This window comes from Paenimyroides ceti (assembly GCF_030409925.1).
Window position 1 is genome coordinate 1 of record NZ_JAUFQU010000043.1, and the last position, 14,743, is coordinate 14,743.

The 14,743-nt window shown below is 36.5% G+C and carries 14 protein-coding genes, 1 tRNA gene and 3 pseudogenes; 10 read left to right on the forward strand and 8 right to left on the reverse strand.

Features of this window, described 5'->3' with window-relative positions; genetic code table 11:
• Positions 1–2 precede the first annotated feature (2 nt).
• A pseudogene (locus QW060_RS21555) lies at positions 3–649 on the forward strand (GNAT family N-acetyltransferase); the annotation flags it as partial.
• Positions 650–656: 7 nt separating this feature from the next.
• On the opposite strand, the pseudogene QW060_RS21560 reads toward QW060_RS21555, so the two are convergent.
• Together QW060_RS21560 and rnhA are read right to left on the reverse strand one after the other, a co-directional pair.
• Positions 657–1,355, reverse strand: a pseudogene (locus QW060_RS21560) (PfkB family carbohydrate kinase); the annotation flags it as partial.
• Between the two features lie 79 nt (positions 1,356–1,434).
• Positions 1,435–1,911 carry a ribonuclease HI gene (rnhA, locus tag QW060_RS21565; protein WP_290364344.1) on the reverse strand — a complete coding sequence of 159 codons (477 nt, stop codon included), beginning with the start codon at positions 1,909–1,911 and terminating at the stop codon, positions 1,435–1,437.
• Positions 1,912–1,999: 88 nt separating this feature from the next.
• Here rnhA and QW060_RS21570 point away from each other — a divergent pair, with 88 nt between their 5' ends.
• A complete protein-coding gene (locus QW060_RS21570; protein WP_290364345.1) occupies positions 2,000–2,500 on the forward strand; it encodes a hypothetical protein in 501 nt (166 codons plus the stop codon).
• On the opposite strand, the gene purN is transcribed toward QW060_RS21570, so the two are convergent.
• Positions 2,497–3,060 carry a phosphoribosylglycinamide formyltransferase gene (purN, locus tag QW060_RS21575; RefSeq protein ID WP_290364346.1) on the reverse strand — a complete coding sequence of 188 codons (564 nt, stop codon included), beginning with the start codon at positions 3,058–3,060 and terminating at the stop codon, positions 2,497–2,499. The genes QW060_RS21570 and purN overlap by 4 nt on opposite strands.
• Before the next feature lie 204 nt (positions 3,061–3,264).
• Here purN and QW060_RS21580 point away from each other — a divergent pair, with 204 nt between their 5' ends.
• The 5 genes from QW060_RS21580 (at position 3,265) to pyk (ending at position 7,695) form a co-directional block, all read left to right on the forward strand.
• Complete coding sequence (locus tag QW060_RS21580) at positions 3,265–3,501, forward strand: acyl carrier protein (RefSeq protein WP_002988156.1); 237 nt, start codon at positions 3,265–3,267, stop codon at positions 3,499–3,501.
• Between the two features lie 180 nt (positions 3,502–3,681).
• Complete coding sequence (gene fabF, locus QW060_RS21585; protein WP_290364347.1) at positions 3,682–4,935, forward strand: beta-ketoacyl-ACP synthase II; 1,254 nt, start codon at positions 3,682–3,684, stop codon at positions 4,933–4,935.
• Positions 4,936–4,939: 4 nt separating this feature from the next.
• Positions 4,940–5,689 (forward strand): ribonuclease III, encoded by a 750-nt coding sequence (rnc, locus tag QW060_RS21590; protein ID WP_290364348.1) that lies wholly within the window; start codon positions 4,940–4,942, stop codon positions 5,687–5,689.
• A 69-nt stretch (positions 5,690–5,758) separates the two neighbouring features.
• Positions 5,759–6,262, forward strand: a complete 504-nt coding sequence (locus tag QW060_RS21595; protein ID WP_290364349.1) for an IPExxxVDY family protein — start codon at positions 5,759–5,761, stop codon at positions 6,260–6,262.
• A gap of 2 nt (positions 6,263–6,264) precedes the next feature.
• Positions 6,265–7,695, forward strand: a complete 1,431-nt coding sequence (gene pyk, locus QW060_RS21600; RefSeq protein ID WP_290364350.1) for a pyruvate kinase — start codon at positions 6,265–6,267, stop codon at positions 7,693–7,695.
• A gap of 50 nt (positions 7,696–7,745) precedes the next feature.
• On the opposite strand, the gene QW060_RS21605 is transcribed toward pyk, so the two are convergent.
• On the reverse strand, positions 7,746–8,351 hold the full coding sequence (locus tag QW060_RS21605; RefSeq protein WP_290364351.1) for a 50S ribosomal protein L25/general stress protein Ctc: 606 nt from the start codon (positions 8,349–8,351) through the stop codon (positions 7,746–7,748).
• 24 nt (positions 8,352–8,375) lie between these two features.
• Entirely contained in the window at positions 8,376–9,317 is a 942-nt protein-coding gene (locus tag QW060_RS21610) for a ribose-phosphate pyrophosphokinase (RefSeq protein ID WP_290364352.1), read from the reverse strand.
• A gap of 166 nt (positions 9,318–9,483) precedes the next feature.
• On the opposite strand from QW060_RS21610, the gene QW060_RS21615 reads away from it, so the two are divergent.
• From QW060_RS21615 to QW060_RS21625, 3 genes are all read left to right on the forward strand, one after another.
• Positions 9,484–9,563 (forward strand) — tRNA-Leu (locus tag QW060_RS21615).
• Between the two features lie 415 nt (positions 9,564–9,978).
• Positions 9,979–10,350 (forward strand): GreA/GreB family elongation factor, encoded by a 372-nt coding sequence (locus tag QW060_RS21620; RefSeq protein WP_290364353.1) that lies wholly within the window; start codon positions 9,979–9,981, stop codon positions 10,348–10,350.
• A 126-nt stretch (positions 10,351–10,476) separates the two neighbouring features.
• Positions 10,477–11,919 (forward strand): amino acid permease, encoded by a 1,443-nt coding sequence (locus QW060_RS21625; RefSeq protein ID WP_290364354.1) that lies wholly within the window; start codon positions 10,477–10,479, stop codon positions 11,917–11,919.
• A gap of 52 nt (positions 11,920–11,971) precedes the next feature.
• Here the strand turns inward: QW060_RS21625 and metG are convergent.
• From metG to QW060_RS21640, 3 genes and pseudogenes are all read right to left on the reverse strand, one after another.
• A pseudogene (gene metG / locus QW060_RS21630) lies at positions 11,972–14,031 on the reverse strand (methionine--tRNA ligase).
• Between the two features lie 219 nt (positions 14,032–14,250).
• Positions 14,251–14,538, reverse strand: coding sequence for a hypothetical protein (locus QW060_RS21635; protein ID WP_397386122.1), 288 nt, complete (start codon positions 14,536–14,538; stop codon positions 14,251–14,253).
• Positions 14,535–14,743: hypothetical protein (locus tag QW060_RS21640; protein ID WP_290365116.1), on the reverse strand; the 209-nt coding region annotated here is incomplete at its 5' end. The genes QW060_RS21640 and QW060_RS21635, both read right to left, overlap by 4 nt.

A 14,743-nucleotide genomic window follows, 5' to 3' on the forward strand; every position in this document is an offset into this window, starting at 1 on the left:
AAATGAGTTCAACCCTCAACAAAATTGAATTAAGAAATTTAAACTTAGAAGATTATTTAGAACTGAAAACCTCCATGGTTGACGCCTATTCCGATGAAGGTATAGACGATTTATACTGGAATAAAACGGAGATAAAAAGACTTTTAAAAGTTTTTCCTCAGGGTCAGCTGGTCATTTTGGTAGATGACGTAGTAGTCGGTGCCGCTATGTCTATTATAGTAGATGAAAAACGTAACACAATGAATCACACTTATAATCAGATAACGGCAAACGGAATGTTTACGACTCATAGTGAGAAAGGAACGGTTCTATACGGAATTGATGTGTTTATACATCCAAACTACAGAGGACTTCGCTTGGGAAGAAGGTTATATGATGCACGGAAAGAAATGTGTGAAAACCTGAACCTGAGAGCCATAGTATTTGCAGGCAGAATGCCAAACTATTCACAATATTCCAAAGAACTAACTCCAAGACAATACATAGAGAAAGTAAAGAATAAAGAGATTCATGATCCGGTAATAATCTTTTCAGCTCAACAATGATTTTCATATCGAAAAACTGATGCGAAATTATTTGGAAGGCGATCGTTATTCAAAAGAAATATGCTGATTTGCTCGAATGGAACAATATTCTGTACGTCCGGAATCCAGCTCAGGATCAAAGACATCTTTTAACGGTAAAGCAGGAGCAAAAAACACATTACTATCATGAAATAACAAGGCACCATGCTCTCCTTTTTTAATGACCACATATTTAGGTCCCATTTCATGAATCACTTCGGCTGCTTTTACCAATGAATATTCTCCCGACAATTGTCTGGCTTCTTCATCATTTATCGTAATCACATCTATCCGCTTCATTACTTCTTTTAATTCAGCAAGCGCACAATCCATCCAGAAGTTCATGGTATCCAAAACAACAAGCTTTGGCTTTCTTGTCAGCTGATCTAAAACACTGATCTGAATATTCGGATGCAGGTTGCCCAGCATAACCACATCTGCATCTTTAAAATCTGCAGGAACAACCGGATTAAAATCTGCTAAGACATTTAACTGAGTATCCAGAGTTTCTCTTGAATTCAAATCATTGTGATAACGACCGCTCCAAAAGAAAGTCTTTCCTTCTTTTACGATTTCAATACCGGAAATATCAATGGATTTATCTTTTAATAATTGTAAATATTCTTGAGGAAAGTCGTCTCCTACAACAGAGACAATTGCCGATTTCACATCGAAATGAGAAGCCGCCAAACCAATATAAGTAGCTGCACCTCCCAATATTTTCTCTGTTTTACCAAAAGGGGTTTCAATAGCATCGAAAGCAACAGTTCCTACAATCAATAATTTGTTCATGCGTTCTTTATAAATGAAGATGCAAATATAATGCTATTTTAAAAAAATCGCAAAAGTAATAAGTAAGTTTGTAGGTTTATTAACCTAATGTATTTTCATAGTACTGATCGGCTATCAAATCTTTACCCAATGCGGCATTTACTGCCAAAACATCACAGCGTTCGTTCATCGGATGATTATTATGACCTTTAATCCACTGAAATCGCACCTGATGTTGTCTGTAAATGTTCAAAAAACGCATCCACAAATCCGGGTTTTTTTTGTCTTTGAAGTTCTTTTTCTCCCAGCCTATTACCCACTTTTTTTCAACGGCATCAACCACATATTTAGAATCAGAAACGACTAATACAGAAAGTCCCGGTTTTTTTAGTTTTTCCAACCCTACTATAACCGCCATTAATTCCATACGGTTATTAGTTGTAAGCCGATAACCCTGTGAAAATTCTTTAAAAACATTTTTACCAGCCCACTCCAGAATAAGACCATAACCTCCCGGCCCTGGATTTCCTCTTGAAGCCCCGTCTGTATAAAGAATAACGTCTGGTTTCTGATGCATAACTTTTTTTTGCAAATATAGGTCAAAACGCTGCTACATCACAACCTTGGTACGCGTTTTGATTGCAACACGAAAAAGTATATTATATATGAAAAAACTATACATGCTGCTTTTATTATTACTGGCAGGATACAATGCCTCTTCTCAATATTTAGGCACTGATACTTTCGAATTCGACATAAATGAAGAAGGGTATGCGAGATTATGGTCTCATGATTACAACCATACAGTAATGGATCTTAGCAATGATATTATTGATAATGAATATTATGTTTTTGTAGATGGCAACATCTATGAAGTAGATGAAGATTATGAGAATCTTATAGGTACCTATACAAGCAAATCAATCACTATATATGGAGAAACCTACACCCTTCAAAAGCCTCTTCTCGGAAAACTTTCACTGAAAAATGAAGCAACCGGAGAATTGGTCAAAATCAAAACGACCAACCGACAAATCATCTTTGAACCTACCGTTTGGGAAATTCCGGATGTTCTTAAACTATGGGCATGCCAGAAAGGAATACGCAGAATATTAAATAAAGAGGAAACTACAGTGGTAGTAGAAGGGTTTTTTAACAGTTTTTAATCCTTCAATAATTTTTCTATTATTTCAGGAAAATGGATAAATTCCAGCTGATGCACTTTATCAGCTATCTGTTCTACCGTATCATTGTTACTTAGAGCAACTTTTGCCTGAAACAAAGGTGCCCCATCATCATAATGTTCATTTACATAGTGAATGGTTATCCCTGTTTCTTTTTCCTTATTAAGGAGTACAGCCTCGTGAACAAACTTCCCATACATTCCCTTTCCTCCGTATTTTGGAAGTAGCGCCGGATGTATGTTAATGATTTTATTCGGGTATTCCGCAATTATTGCCGACGGAAACTTCCATAGGAAGCCGGCCAGAACAATCAGATCAGGGTTTATTTCTTTTACTTTTTCACCAACCTTTCCTTCATTCATTTCTTCACGTGAAAAGATCACAGCAGGTACCTGAAGTTTTCGGGCTCTTTCCAAAACAAAAGCTTTTTCATTATTTGTAAAAACATAAAAACTGATTTTTTGTTGCTTTTCTTTGAAATACCCGATAATATTTTCTACATTAGAACCTGAGCCAGAAGCGAATAAAATAACTTTTTTCATTTAGTTAGTCAAAATACGTATATTATTTTACAATGAAATAAAGTGCAAAAAAAAGAATTATTTATGACAAAACCGTAAAAAAAACCACCAGTACAAATTATTTTTATAAATTCGCAGTTACAAATTAAATTTTTTATCGTGGACATATAATAAAGTTTTTTATTTTTGCCACATACAAATTAAACTTAAAAAAAGAAAAAGATTATGTCAGACATTGCATCAAGAGTAAAAGCGATTATCGTTGACAAATTAGGAGTTGACGAGAATGAAGTTGTAGCTGAAGCAAGCTTCACAAATGATTTGGGAGCTGATTCATTAGACACTGTTGAGCTTATCATGGAGTTCGAAAAAGAATTCGACATTCAGATTCCAGATGATCAAGCTGAAAACATTGCTACAGTAGGTCAAGCTATCTCTTACATCGAAGAGGCTAAGAAATAATAACATAATCTCCCACGCGAAGCTTCGCGTGGGTGTTATTATTCCTCTAAAGCATAATAGGCTTTAAAAAAGAAAAACGATTGGAAACAATCTCAGTAAATAAATAGCACCCAATGTTTTCTCTTAATTTAATTGAAACGCTGGGTTTTGTTTTTTAAATTAAACTATAATACACATTATATGAAATTAAAGCGAGTTGTAGTTACTGGTTTAGGTGCATTAACACCTATTGGAAATACCATTCAGGAATATTGGAACGGATTAATAAATGGTGTGAGTGGAGCAGCCCCAATTACTTATTTTGACGCTACAAACTTCAAAACACAATTTGCATGTGAGTTGAAAGGATTTAACGCAGAAGATTTCATCGACAGAAAAGAAGCACGTAAAATGGATCGTTTTACACAATATGCCATGGTAACTGCTACTGAAGCGATGGAAGACGCTAATTTCAATTTTGACAAGCTTGACAAAGATCGTGCTGGAGTTATCTGGGGATCAGGTATTGGCGGTTTGCAAACTTTCCAGGACGAAGTAACCAATTTCGCTACAGGAAACGGAACTCCAAAATTCAACCCTTTCTTTATTCCAAAAATGATTGCGGATATTGCAGGAGGTTTGATTTCTATAAAATACGGTTTACGCGGTCCGAATTTTACGACCGTTTCGGCTTGTGCGTCATCTACTAATGCCATGATTGATGCGTTTAACTATATTCGCTTAGGTCATGCTGATGTAATCTTAACAGGTGGTTCAGAAGCTGCTGTAACCATTGCCGGTATTGGAGGATTTAATGCCATGCACGCTCTATCTACAAGAAATAATGATCCGAAATCGGCTTCACGTCCAATGGATAAAGACAGAGATGGCTTTGTGTTAGGTGAAGGTTCCGGAGCTTTGGTATTGGAAGAATATGAACATGCAGTTGCCAGAGGAGCAAAAATTTATTGCGAAATCGGTGGTGGCGGTATGTCTGCAGATGCCCATCACATTACAGCACCACACCCGGAAGGTTTGGGAGCAAAAAATGTTATGATTAATTGTTTACGAGATGCAGGATTACAGGTAAGTGATGTAGATGGTGTGAATATGCATGGAACATCAACTCCTTTAGGTGATATTGCAGAATCTAAAGCAATTGAACAGGTATTTGGAGAGCATGCTTACAAATTGAACATCAACTCAACCAAATCAATGACCGGTCACTTGTTGGGAGCTGCCGGAGCTATTGAAACCATTTCCTGTATTTTATCTATCAAACACGGAATTGTTCCACCAACCATCAACCATTTTACTGATGATGAAAGCATCAATAATAAATTGAACTTTACCTTTAATCAGGCTCAAAAAAGAGAAATGAATGTAGTGATGAGTAATACATTTGGTTTTGGAGGTCACAATGCCTGTGTATTGGTAAAAAAAGTTGATTTATAAAAAGATGAAATCTTTTTTAAGCATATTTTACAGAAAATCCCGCTCAGATAACGACGGGATTTTTTGCGATAAATTAGCACAACTCACTGGGTTTAATACCAAGAACGCTCCCCTTTTTAAACAAGCATTTACGCATAGCTCTACGAATAAATCCGATAAAAACGGAAATCCCCTGAATTATGAACGTCTTGAGTTTTTAGGTGATGCCATTCTGGGAACAGTTGTTGCTTCTTATCTTTATCAGTCCGTACCTCAGGGAAATGAAGGATATCTGACTAAAATGCGGTCAAAAATTGTAAGCCGGGAGAATCTGAATAAGATCGGAAAAAAGTTATGCCTTACAGAATTGGTTGAAAGTAAGATTTACAAAAACCAGTTTGGAGATAATATTTTCGGAGACTTATTTGAAGCTTTTATAGGAGCCATCTATATTGACAAAGGATTTGACTATTGTGAAAGCTATATCAAAACACATATTCTCTCTCAAATCGAAGATATTAATACACTCGAAGGAAAAATCACCAGTCACAAAAGCCTTTTTATCGAATTTTGTCAAAAAGAAAAAATTTCTTTCCGATTCGAATCTTCAGAAGACCACACTAACGAACACGTTCGATATTTCAGTTCTAAACTTTACTACAACGAGCGCATAATCGCCAAAGGAAGAGCCACCAGCAAGAAGAAAGCTGAAGAAAAAGCAGCTCAAAGGGCTTACTTTGCCCTTCAAAACAAAATCAACGTGAATATTAAATAATTGTTTTTAGTGCGGTTATCTCCATCAAATGTTATTTATTAATAGTATTTTTGTACCGATGAAGATAATATGGCAGCTCCTAAGAATAAAAATATTGTAAAATTTGCTTTAGATTGCTTCGACTTCAATGATTTTGAGTTGATAGCCATCCAATCCGGGCTTGAAGATTACAGGCTGGCTTTTCATCTTAATAAAATTTTGCACCTTTATCTGGTTCGCGAAAAAAAAGACATTCATCTGACCAATGATAAGGGAGACAGCTTTTTTTCATATTATGTATATGAAGATCTGAAACAGGATTTGATCTGGCGGCTGATTGAAAATAAGACTAATATCTTATCTAAAGAAATGAAACAGGGTTCTTTATTCAATGAATTGTCACATCCGTTCGAAACTTCCACTTACCTGATTCCTGAGCTAAAAAATTTCGATTATTTATTACAAATCGAAAATGTGGACGTTTTTTACAGCAGCGATGAAATCATTCATCAAATCAGTGATATCAGAAATGTATCAACTGTGTATGCTGCAAATACCGAAAACATAAAATCAATCAACAATTTAATATTTTAAATATGTTACAACGAAAAAAAACAAAAATAGTCGCTACGCTTGGACCCGCATGTGGTACCAAAGAAATCATTAAAGAAATGATAGAAGCGGGTGTGAATGTTTTTAGAATAAACTTTTCTCACGCCGATTATTTTGATATTGAAGAAAAAGTAAAAATAATCCGTGAGCTTAATGAAGAATTTAGTTACAACACCAGTATTTTAGCTGATTTACAAGGTCCTAAACTACGTGTTGGTGTTATGAAAGATGAAGTCGTTTTAAAACAGGGAGACCTGATTACTTTTTCGACTGAAAATGAATTTTTAGGAACTGCGAGCCGCGTCTATATGAATTACAAAAGTTTTCCAAGAGATGTAAATCCCGGAGAATCCATTTTACTGGATGACGGAAAACTCATTTTTAATGTTCTTGAAACCGACCGCAAACATGAAGTTAAAGCAGTAGTTGTTCAAGGAGGTCCTTTAAAATCTAAAAAAGGGGTTAACCTTCCTAACACCAAAGTTTCTTTACCCGCCCTTACTGAGAAGGACATCAAAGATGCTATTTTTGCTATAAAGCTGGAGGTAGACTGGTTTGCCTTATCTTTTGTAAGAACTGCTGAAGATATTGAAGACCTTCAAATGCTTATTAAAGAACATTCCGATCATAAAATTCCTATTATTGCCAAGATAGAGAAACCCGAAGCCGTAGAGAACATCAATAAAATTGTTTCTCATTGTGACGGTCTTATGGTTGCACGTGGAGATCTTGGAGTAGAAATTCCTGCACAGGAAGTACCGCTTATACAAAAGCAGCTGGTTCACAAAGCCAAAGCAGCACGTATCCCGGTGATTATTGCTACTCAGATGATGGAAACAATGATTACGAGCCTTACGCCTACAAGAGCCGAAGTAAATGACGTAGCCAACTCTGTTATGGATGGTGCTGATGCGGTAATGCTTTCCGGAGAAACCTCTGTTGGTAATTATCCGGTTCAGGTAATTGAAAAAATGAGTCAGATTATTTTAAGTGTTGAGGATTCAGACCTTATCAAACTTTCAGTAAACGATGCAAAAATCAAAACAAAACGATATGTGACTAAAGCAGTATGTTACCACGCTGCCATCATGGCCAATGATATCGAAGCTAAAGTAATCAATACGCTTACCAATTCAGGGTACACTGCCTTTCAGATATCGGCATGGCGTCCGAAATCGCATATTCTTGCCTTTACATCAAACCGCCGTATGCTTACACAACTAAGCCTTCTTTGGGGTGTTAAAGCATTTTATTATGATAAATACGATAGTACCGATATCACTATTGAAGACATCAATAATATTGGAAAAGAACACGGATATGTAGATAAGGGAGATTTCACAATTAACCTGGCTTCTATGCCTCTTGTGGAAAAAGGAATGGTAAACACTGTAAGAGTTTCCATTATTGAATAAAACAAAAAAGCTCCGGAAATCCGGAGCTTTTTTTATAGCTGTAAAGAAAATTATTTTTTCTTTCCTTTTGCTGTTTTGTCTGCTTTTGCAGCTTCCTGAGCAGCTTTCATTGCAGCACGAGAAATTCTCACCTGAGCAACAACTGTGTTATCCGGATGTAACAATTTGAAGTTGTTTGTAGGGATTTTAGTAACATATAATTTGTTACCCATTTCTAATTCTGTGATATCAGCTTCTACGAAATCCGGTAAGTTTGCTGGTAAAGATCTTACTTTTAATTTACGTTGGTTTAAACGTAAAACACCTCCAGCCATAACTCCTTTTGAGTTACCAACAACTTTTACAGGAACTTCCATAGTGATTTCTTTATCAGCATGTAACTGGTAAAAATCAATGTGTAAAATTTTGTCAGAAACCGGATCAAATTGAATGTCCTGTAGAACACAATCAATTGTTTTTCCTCCTAAATCAACACCAACAGTGTGTACTTCTGGAGTGTATACTAAGCTTTTAAAAGCTTTTTCTTCAGCTGTAAAATGCACTGGTTGTTCTCCTCCGTAAATCACGCAAGGAACTAATCCAGCATTACGTGCGGCTTTCGTAGCTACTTTACCCACGCTTTCTCTTTCTTGTCCTTTAATTGAAATTGATTTCATTTTTTAAATATATAAATTAATAAATTACATTATAAATTTGTTGCTTATTGAATTATTGTTTTGCACCATGTGCATTACATCTGCAAATAATTCAGCACAACTCAATACTCTTATTTTTTCACTTTTTTGTTTGAGCGGTATCGAATCCGTGACGATCAATTCCGTCAGTTTGGATTTTTCAATCTTTTCATAAGCGCCACCTGATAAAATGGCATGTGTACAAATTGCACGAACGCTCAGAGCTCCTTTTTCAATCATAACATCTGCTGCCTTTGCAAGTGTTCCTCCGGTATCGATCATATCATCTACCAGAATTACATGTCTGCCTGCTACTTCACCTATCAACTCCATTGTATCAATTACATTGGCTTTTTTTCGCTGTTTGTAACAAACAACTACTTCTGAACCTAAGTATTTCGAATACGCATAGGCTCTTTTCGATCCACCCATATCCGGAGAAGCTATAGTAAGGTTTTCAAGCTCTAATGACTGTACATAAGGCAGGAAAATGGTTGATGCAAATAAATGATCTACCGGTTTTTCAAAGAACCCCTGTATCTGGTCTGCATGCAAATCCATTGTCATCACACGTGTTGCACCTGCAGTTTCCAACATTTTTGCTACCAATTTTGCCCCTATCGGCACACGTGGCTTATCTTTCCGATCTTGTCTTGCCCATCCAAAATATGGAATCACCGCGGTGATGTGTCTTGCTGAAGCGCGTTTTGCAGCGTCAATCATCAGCAATAATTCCATTAAATTATCTGCACTTGGAAAGGTAGAACAGACTAAAAACACACGGATTCCACGAATCGATTCTTCAAATGAAGGCTGAAATTCTCCATCACTATAATGTGAAAAGGTAACTTTACCTAATTCTACACCATAGTTTTTTGCAATTTTTTCAGCTAATTCTAAACTTTGAGAACAAGCAAATATTTTTGCTTCCGGTTCAAAATACGCCATTAGTTATTTATTATTTTAGTAGTTAGCTTTGTGTTGTGTTTGCCTTATGTTGTCTAAAGCGTTGCAAATTTAGAAATTATATTTTTACATTGTACATTTTTTCATTTTTTTATTTGTTATTTATTTTTTTTACCTACATTTGCAATCTCAAAGTCGTAAAGATTATGCCTGAGTGGCGGAATTGGTAGACGCGCACGACTCAAACTCGTGTTCTTCGGAGTGTGGGTTCGATTCCCACCTCAGGTACTAAAAAAGAGCTTATCATCATTTAGATGTTAAGCTCTTTTTATTTTTTAGGATTATTCACCCCCCATTATCTTTCTTCAAAATCTCCCGGATTTTTTTTAATGCCTTATATATTGTATCTTAGTCAAAATTATTAGGTATAATGACTATTTCAAACTTTTATTTAACGGATAATCGGTTGATACGGCTTGTGGGCTCGTTATTATATCTGCATGATGATACTTTCTTAAAAAACTCCAAAGAGTTTATTCAGTAAGCCCTGTCACGACTCCGGACAGGGAACCACTTTATTCTATTTTTAAATGCAATTGCTTCTTCAGATGCCCGATAGGTCTATACAGTCGCTATTGATCCTCTACAGCTCAGACATTTAAAGCGAGTCACTCTTTGATTAATTAAATTGAAAGCGAATATCATGTCACAAAAAATAATATTAACCACCGGATTGTATGACTTAATAAAAGATCATGTACGAAGAAAAAAAGTTACCATAGCCGAAGAAGAACTTTTACTTAGTGAATTAAAAAATGCCTCACAAGTGCTGAGAAGAAATCTCCCAGACGAGATTGTTACTGTAAATCGTATGGTGACTTATAAAGACCATCATACCAACGAAAATAAAACAGTTACTCTTGTAGGTCCTCAAAAAGCAAAACCAAGCAAGAATAAAATTTCTGTTCTATCTGATGAAGGAATAGCCATAATTGGACGCAAAATCGGAGATATCATTGAATGGCCTGCGAAAAAAGGTAATTTAAAACTGGAAGTTATTCGTATTGAAGATTAGAGAATTGCTATAATAACAATAGCCCGTCTTTCTATAAAAAAGGTTGTCCATAAGGACAACCTTTTTAGTTTTATGGTTCTTTTTAGTCTTTTTTTTCTATTTTCGTAAAAAAATAATACATTTTACGTGGAAAACACTCAACAACAAACCCCTGCTACAGAATTAAAAAGAGGTCTTTCTAACAGGCACATTCAGCTGATTGCATTAGGTGGCGCTATAGGAACCGGGCTTTTTCTCGGTATAGGACCCGCTGCTGTATTGGCAGGACCTTCTGTGATTTTAGGATATGCTTTTGCAGGAATTATTGCTTTTTTTATCATGCGTCAATTAGGAGAAATGGTTGTAGAAGAACCTGTTTCAGGAAGTTTCTCTCATTTTGCCTATAAATATTGGGGGTCGTTTGCAGGATTTGCTTCCGGATGGAATTATTGGATTTTATATATACTGGTAAGTATGTCTGAGCTTACCGCTATTGGTATTTACATCAACTACTGGTGGCCTGAAATTCCTTTATGGGCTTCAAGTCTGTTTTTCTTTTTAGCTATTAACGCGTTAAATTTAGGCTCTGTAAAGCTTTTTGGAGAAGCAGAGTTCTGGTTTTCTATTATTAAAGTGGTTGCTATTATTGCCATGATTCTTTTCGGAGGATATCTTTTGCTTTCCGGAACCGGAGGAGAACAGGCATCAGTAGAGAATCTATGGAATAACGGCGGCTTTTTTCCAAAAGGCTGGCTGGAAAAATCCGGAGAAGGTTTTCAGGGTCTCTTGTCTGCGATGGCTCTTATCATGTTTTCATTTGGAGGATTAGAACTCATTGGAATTACAGCTGCTGAAGCAGAAAACCCTGAGAAAAACATTCCCAAAGCAACTAATCAGGTAATTTACCGCATTCTGATTTTTTATGTAGGTGCTTTGATCATTCTTTTTTCTTTATCACCATGGGAGATGATTGATGTAAAAACAAGCCCATTTGTAACCGTTTTTGATAATCTGAAAGGCTATGAGGTACATTTGTTCGGAACAACTGTTTCTTTTACAAACCTTATCGCAAATGCGCTTAATCTGATTGTGCTTACCGCTGCTTTGTCAGTATATAACAGTAGTGTTTACAGTAATTCCCGTATGCTTTTTGGTTTGGCAGAACAAGGAAATGCCCCTGCTTTTCTAAAAAGATTAAACAAGCATTCGGTGCCAGTAATGGCTATTGTAGTATCTTCCTGTTTTGCTGCTATCTGTATTGTGATTAATAAAATTGTACCCGAAGAAGCCTTCAGCATTTTAATGTCGCTGGTGGTATCCTCTCTTATTATTAATTGGGTCATGATTGCTATTACCCATTTAAAATTCAGAAAGCAAAAAGATCAGGAGCTTGTCAAGACAAAATTTCCTTCTTTTATCTACCCGCTATCCAATTATATCTGTCTGGTGTTTTTAGTGGGTATTCTGAGTATTATGTGGATCACAGGAATGAAAATTTCTGTAGAGCTTATCCCTATCTGGATGTTACTGTTATACATTAGTTACCGACTGGTACAGCACAATAAAAGAACAAAAAATAATAAGACATAAAAAAAGACCGCTCTTTCGAGCGGTCTTTTTTATGATTATAGAGAGAACGTAACTATCCTATTGTAGCTCCGTTTTTCACACCTGTTGTGTCCGGATTAACAAATACAAGTTTTCCTTCTGCATTTTCTGTCAGTAATAACATTCCTTCACTTTCTACTCCTCTTAATTTTCTTGGAGCAAGATTCAATAAAACGGTAACTTGCTTTCCAATAAGTTCTTCAGGAGAAAAGTGTTCTGCAATACCTGAAACTATTGTGCGGACATCTAATCCTGTATCTACTTTTAATACCAGTAATTTATTGGCTTTTGGCATTTTCTCTGCTTCAACAATGGTTCCGACACGCAAATCTATTTTAGCAAAATCTTCAAATTGCGCTGTTTCTTTTTGCGGTTCAATGGTTTTTGCTTCTGCAGCATTGGCCGTTTTTGTAGCTTCCAGTTTTTCTATCTGTTTCTGTATGTCTTCGTCTTCAATTTTTCCAAACAACAATTCCGCTTCTCCGATTGTATGACCTGCCGAAAGAAGGTCTGTTGTTTGTGAAAGTTTTTGCCAGTCAATTGGTGTTTCCAATTTCAGAATCACACTTAATTTAGCTGCTGTAAAAGGCAGGAAAGGTTCTGCCAGCGTGGTTAATGCCGCAGCAATCTGTAAAGCGATATACATTTGGGTTTTTACCCGCTCCGGATTCTCTTTGATTAATTTCCATGGCTCTTCATCTGCCAGGTATTTATTCCCTAAGCGCGCTACATTCATCATTTCTCCCAAAGCTTCACGGAAACGATATCTTTCAACAGAACTTGCAATTACTGAAGGATAGGCTTTAAGTTCTGCCAAAGTAGCCTGATCTACTTCTGAGAATTCATTTGGAGCAGGAATCTCTCCGTTGTAGTATTTGTTTGTTAATACCACTACACGATTGATGAAATTACCGAAAATGGCTACCAATTCATTGTTATTTCTTGCCTGAAAATCTTTCCATGTAAAGTCATTGTCTTTGGTTTCCGGTGCATTGGAGGTCAGTACGTATCGTAACACATCTTGCTTTTCCGGAAAATCTACTAAATATTCATTGAGCCAAACGGCCCAGTTTTTAGAAGTAGAAAGTTTGTTTCCTTCTAAATTAAGGAATTCGTTCGCAGGAACATTGTCCGGCAATATATACGTTCCTTCTGCTTTAAGCATTGAAGGAAATATGACACAGTGAAAAACAATATTATCTTTTCCGATAAAATGAACCAGTTTGGTATCTTTATCTTTCCAGTAAGGCTCCCAGTCCTTTCCTTCTTTTTTGCCCATTCTTTAGTAGATGAAATATATCCGATTGGAGCATCAAACCATACATATAGTTTTTTTCCTTCCGCTCCTTCAACCGGAACATCTATCCCCCAATCTAAGTCACGGGTTACCGCACGTGGCTTCAAACCATCATCCAACCATGACTTTACCTGTCCGTAAACATTGGGCTTCCAGTCATTTTTATGCCCTTCTAAAATCCATTCTCTCAAAAAAGTATCGTACTGATCTAAAGGCAAAAACCAATGTTTCGTTTCTTTAAGAACCGGTGTTGAGCCTGTTATGGTTGACTTTGGGTTGATCAGATCCGTTGCGTTTAAAGAGGTTCCGCATTTCTCACACTGATCTCCATAGGCTTCTTCATTACCGCATTTAGGGCAAGTACCTTTTACGAAGCGATCTGCCAAAAACTGATCTGCTTCTGCATCGTATAATTGAGCCGTTATTTCTTCAATAAATTTTCCGTTGTCATATAATTTTCTGAAAAATTCTGAAGCAGTCTCATGATGTATTGGTGCAGAGGTTCGTGAATAATTGTTAAACGAAATACCAAAATCACGAAAAGAATCTTTTATTATGGTATGATACTTATCAATTACCTGCTGTGGCGTAATGCCCTCTTTTTTGGCTTTCATTGAAATAGCTACTCCGTGCTCGTCGCTTCCACAAATAAACGCAACATCCTGATGTTGCTGGCGCAGAAAACGCACATAAATGTCAGCAGGTACATATACACCGGCCAGATGCCCGATATGTATAGGTCCGTTTGTATAAGGCAAAGCCGCAGTAACCGTATATCTTTTAGGATTTTGTATCATGTAATTCAAAACTTTAATAAAGCAACAAAAATAAGGAAGAATTTTATACTATCTCTCATTTATCTGACACTCTTTTTTATGGATTATACGAATTGTAGCCGATATAAAACTCCTATCTGTAAAAGCATACATCTTATTTATTGTTTAAAAATGAATTCCTTAACAATAAAAAAACCACTCCGAAGAGTGGTTGTATACTATTTTATGGTAACGTCTGGCCTACCTGAATATCGCAACGGTGACCCGGTTGTCCGTGTGCAGGATTTGGTTTTCCTGAAAAACCAGGAGCTGTTTTTTGCGCCGTTTGTTGCTGTGGTACCTGTTGTGGCTGTCCTTGCTGTGCGGCATTGTTCCTGAACTCAAAAATCCTTTTCCTCCGTTTGCAGGTTGTGCAGGTGTTTGGTTCTGCTGTGTAGGAACTGCAGTTGAAGGCTGACTGTCTAAAGGTGCCCCAACCGGAATCTCACAACGATGGCCTGGTTCTCCATGAGGTGGATTTAATTTCACACCTGATTCTGCTGTTTTTTGCCCGCTATTCGTTGATGATGGCGTTGCTGGCGTTTCAGCAACAGGATTTGTTGCAGTGTTTTCTGTTTCCTTTGCAGGTTCAGAAGCAGTTTATTGCACGATGCTAATGACAAAACACCAGCAATTGCTAAAAAGGGAATTATTCTCATACTTTTATATACTTTTCTAACAAATATAAAACTTT

Bases quoted from the DNA above. Each gene is read 5' to 3' on its own strand.
- rnhA (WP_290364344.1), bottom strand. From the start codon at position 1,911: ATGCATCAGAAACCAGACGTTATTCTTTATACAGACGGGGCTTCAAGA.
- QW060_RS21595 (WP_290364349.1), top strand. From the start codon at position 5,759: ATGGCAGCTCCTAAGAATAAAAATATTGTAAAATTTGCTTTAGATTGC.
- purN (WP_290364346.1), bottom strand. From the start codon at position 3,060: ATGAAAAAAGTTATTTTATTCGCTTCTGGCTCAGGTTCTAATGTAGAA.
- QW060_RS21605 (WP_290364351.1), bottom strand. From the start codon at position 8,351: ATGAAATCAATTTCAATTAAAGGACAAGAAAGAGAAAGCGTGGGTAAA.
- pyk (WP_290364350.1), top strand. From the start codon at position 6,265: ATGTTACAACGAAAAAAAACAAAAATAGTCGCTACGCTTGGACCCGCA.
- QW060_RS21570 (WP_290364345.1), top strand. From the start codon at position 2,000: ATGAAAAAACTATACATGCTGCTTTTATTATTACTGGCAGGATACAAT.
- rnc (WP_290364348.1), top strand. From the start codon at position 4,940: ATGAAATCTTTTTTAAGCATATTTTACAGAAAATCCCGCTCAGATAAC.
- fabF (WP_290364347.1), top strand. From the start codon at position 3,682: ATGAAATTAAAGCGAGTTGTAGTTACTGGTTTAGGTGCATTAACACCT.
- QW060_RS21620 (WP_290364353.1), top strand. From the start codon at position 9,979: ATGTCACAAAAAATAATATTAACCACCGGATTGTATGACTTAATAAAA.
- QW060_RS21580 (WP_002988156.1), top strand. From the start codon at position 3,265: ATGTCAGACATTGCATCAAGAGTAAAAGCGATTATCGTTGACAAATTA.
- QW060_RS21610 (WP_290364352.1), bottom strand. From the start codon at position 9,317: ATGGCGTATTTTGAACCGGAAGCAAAAATATTTGCTTGTTCTCAAAGT.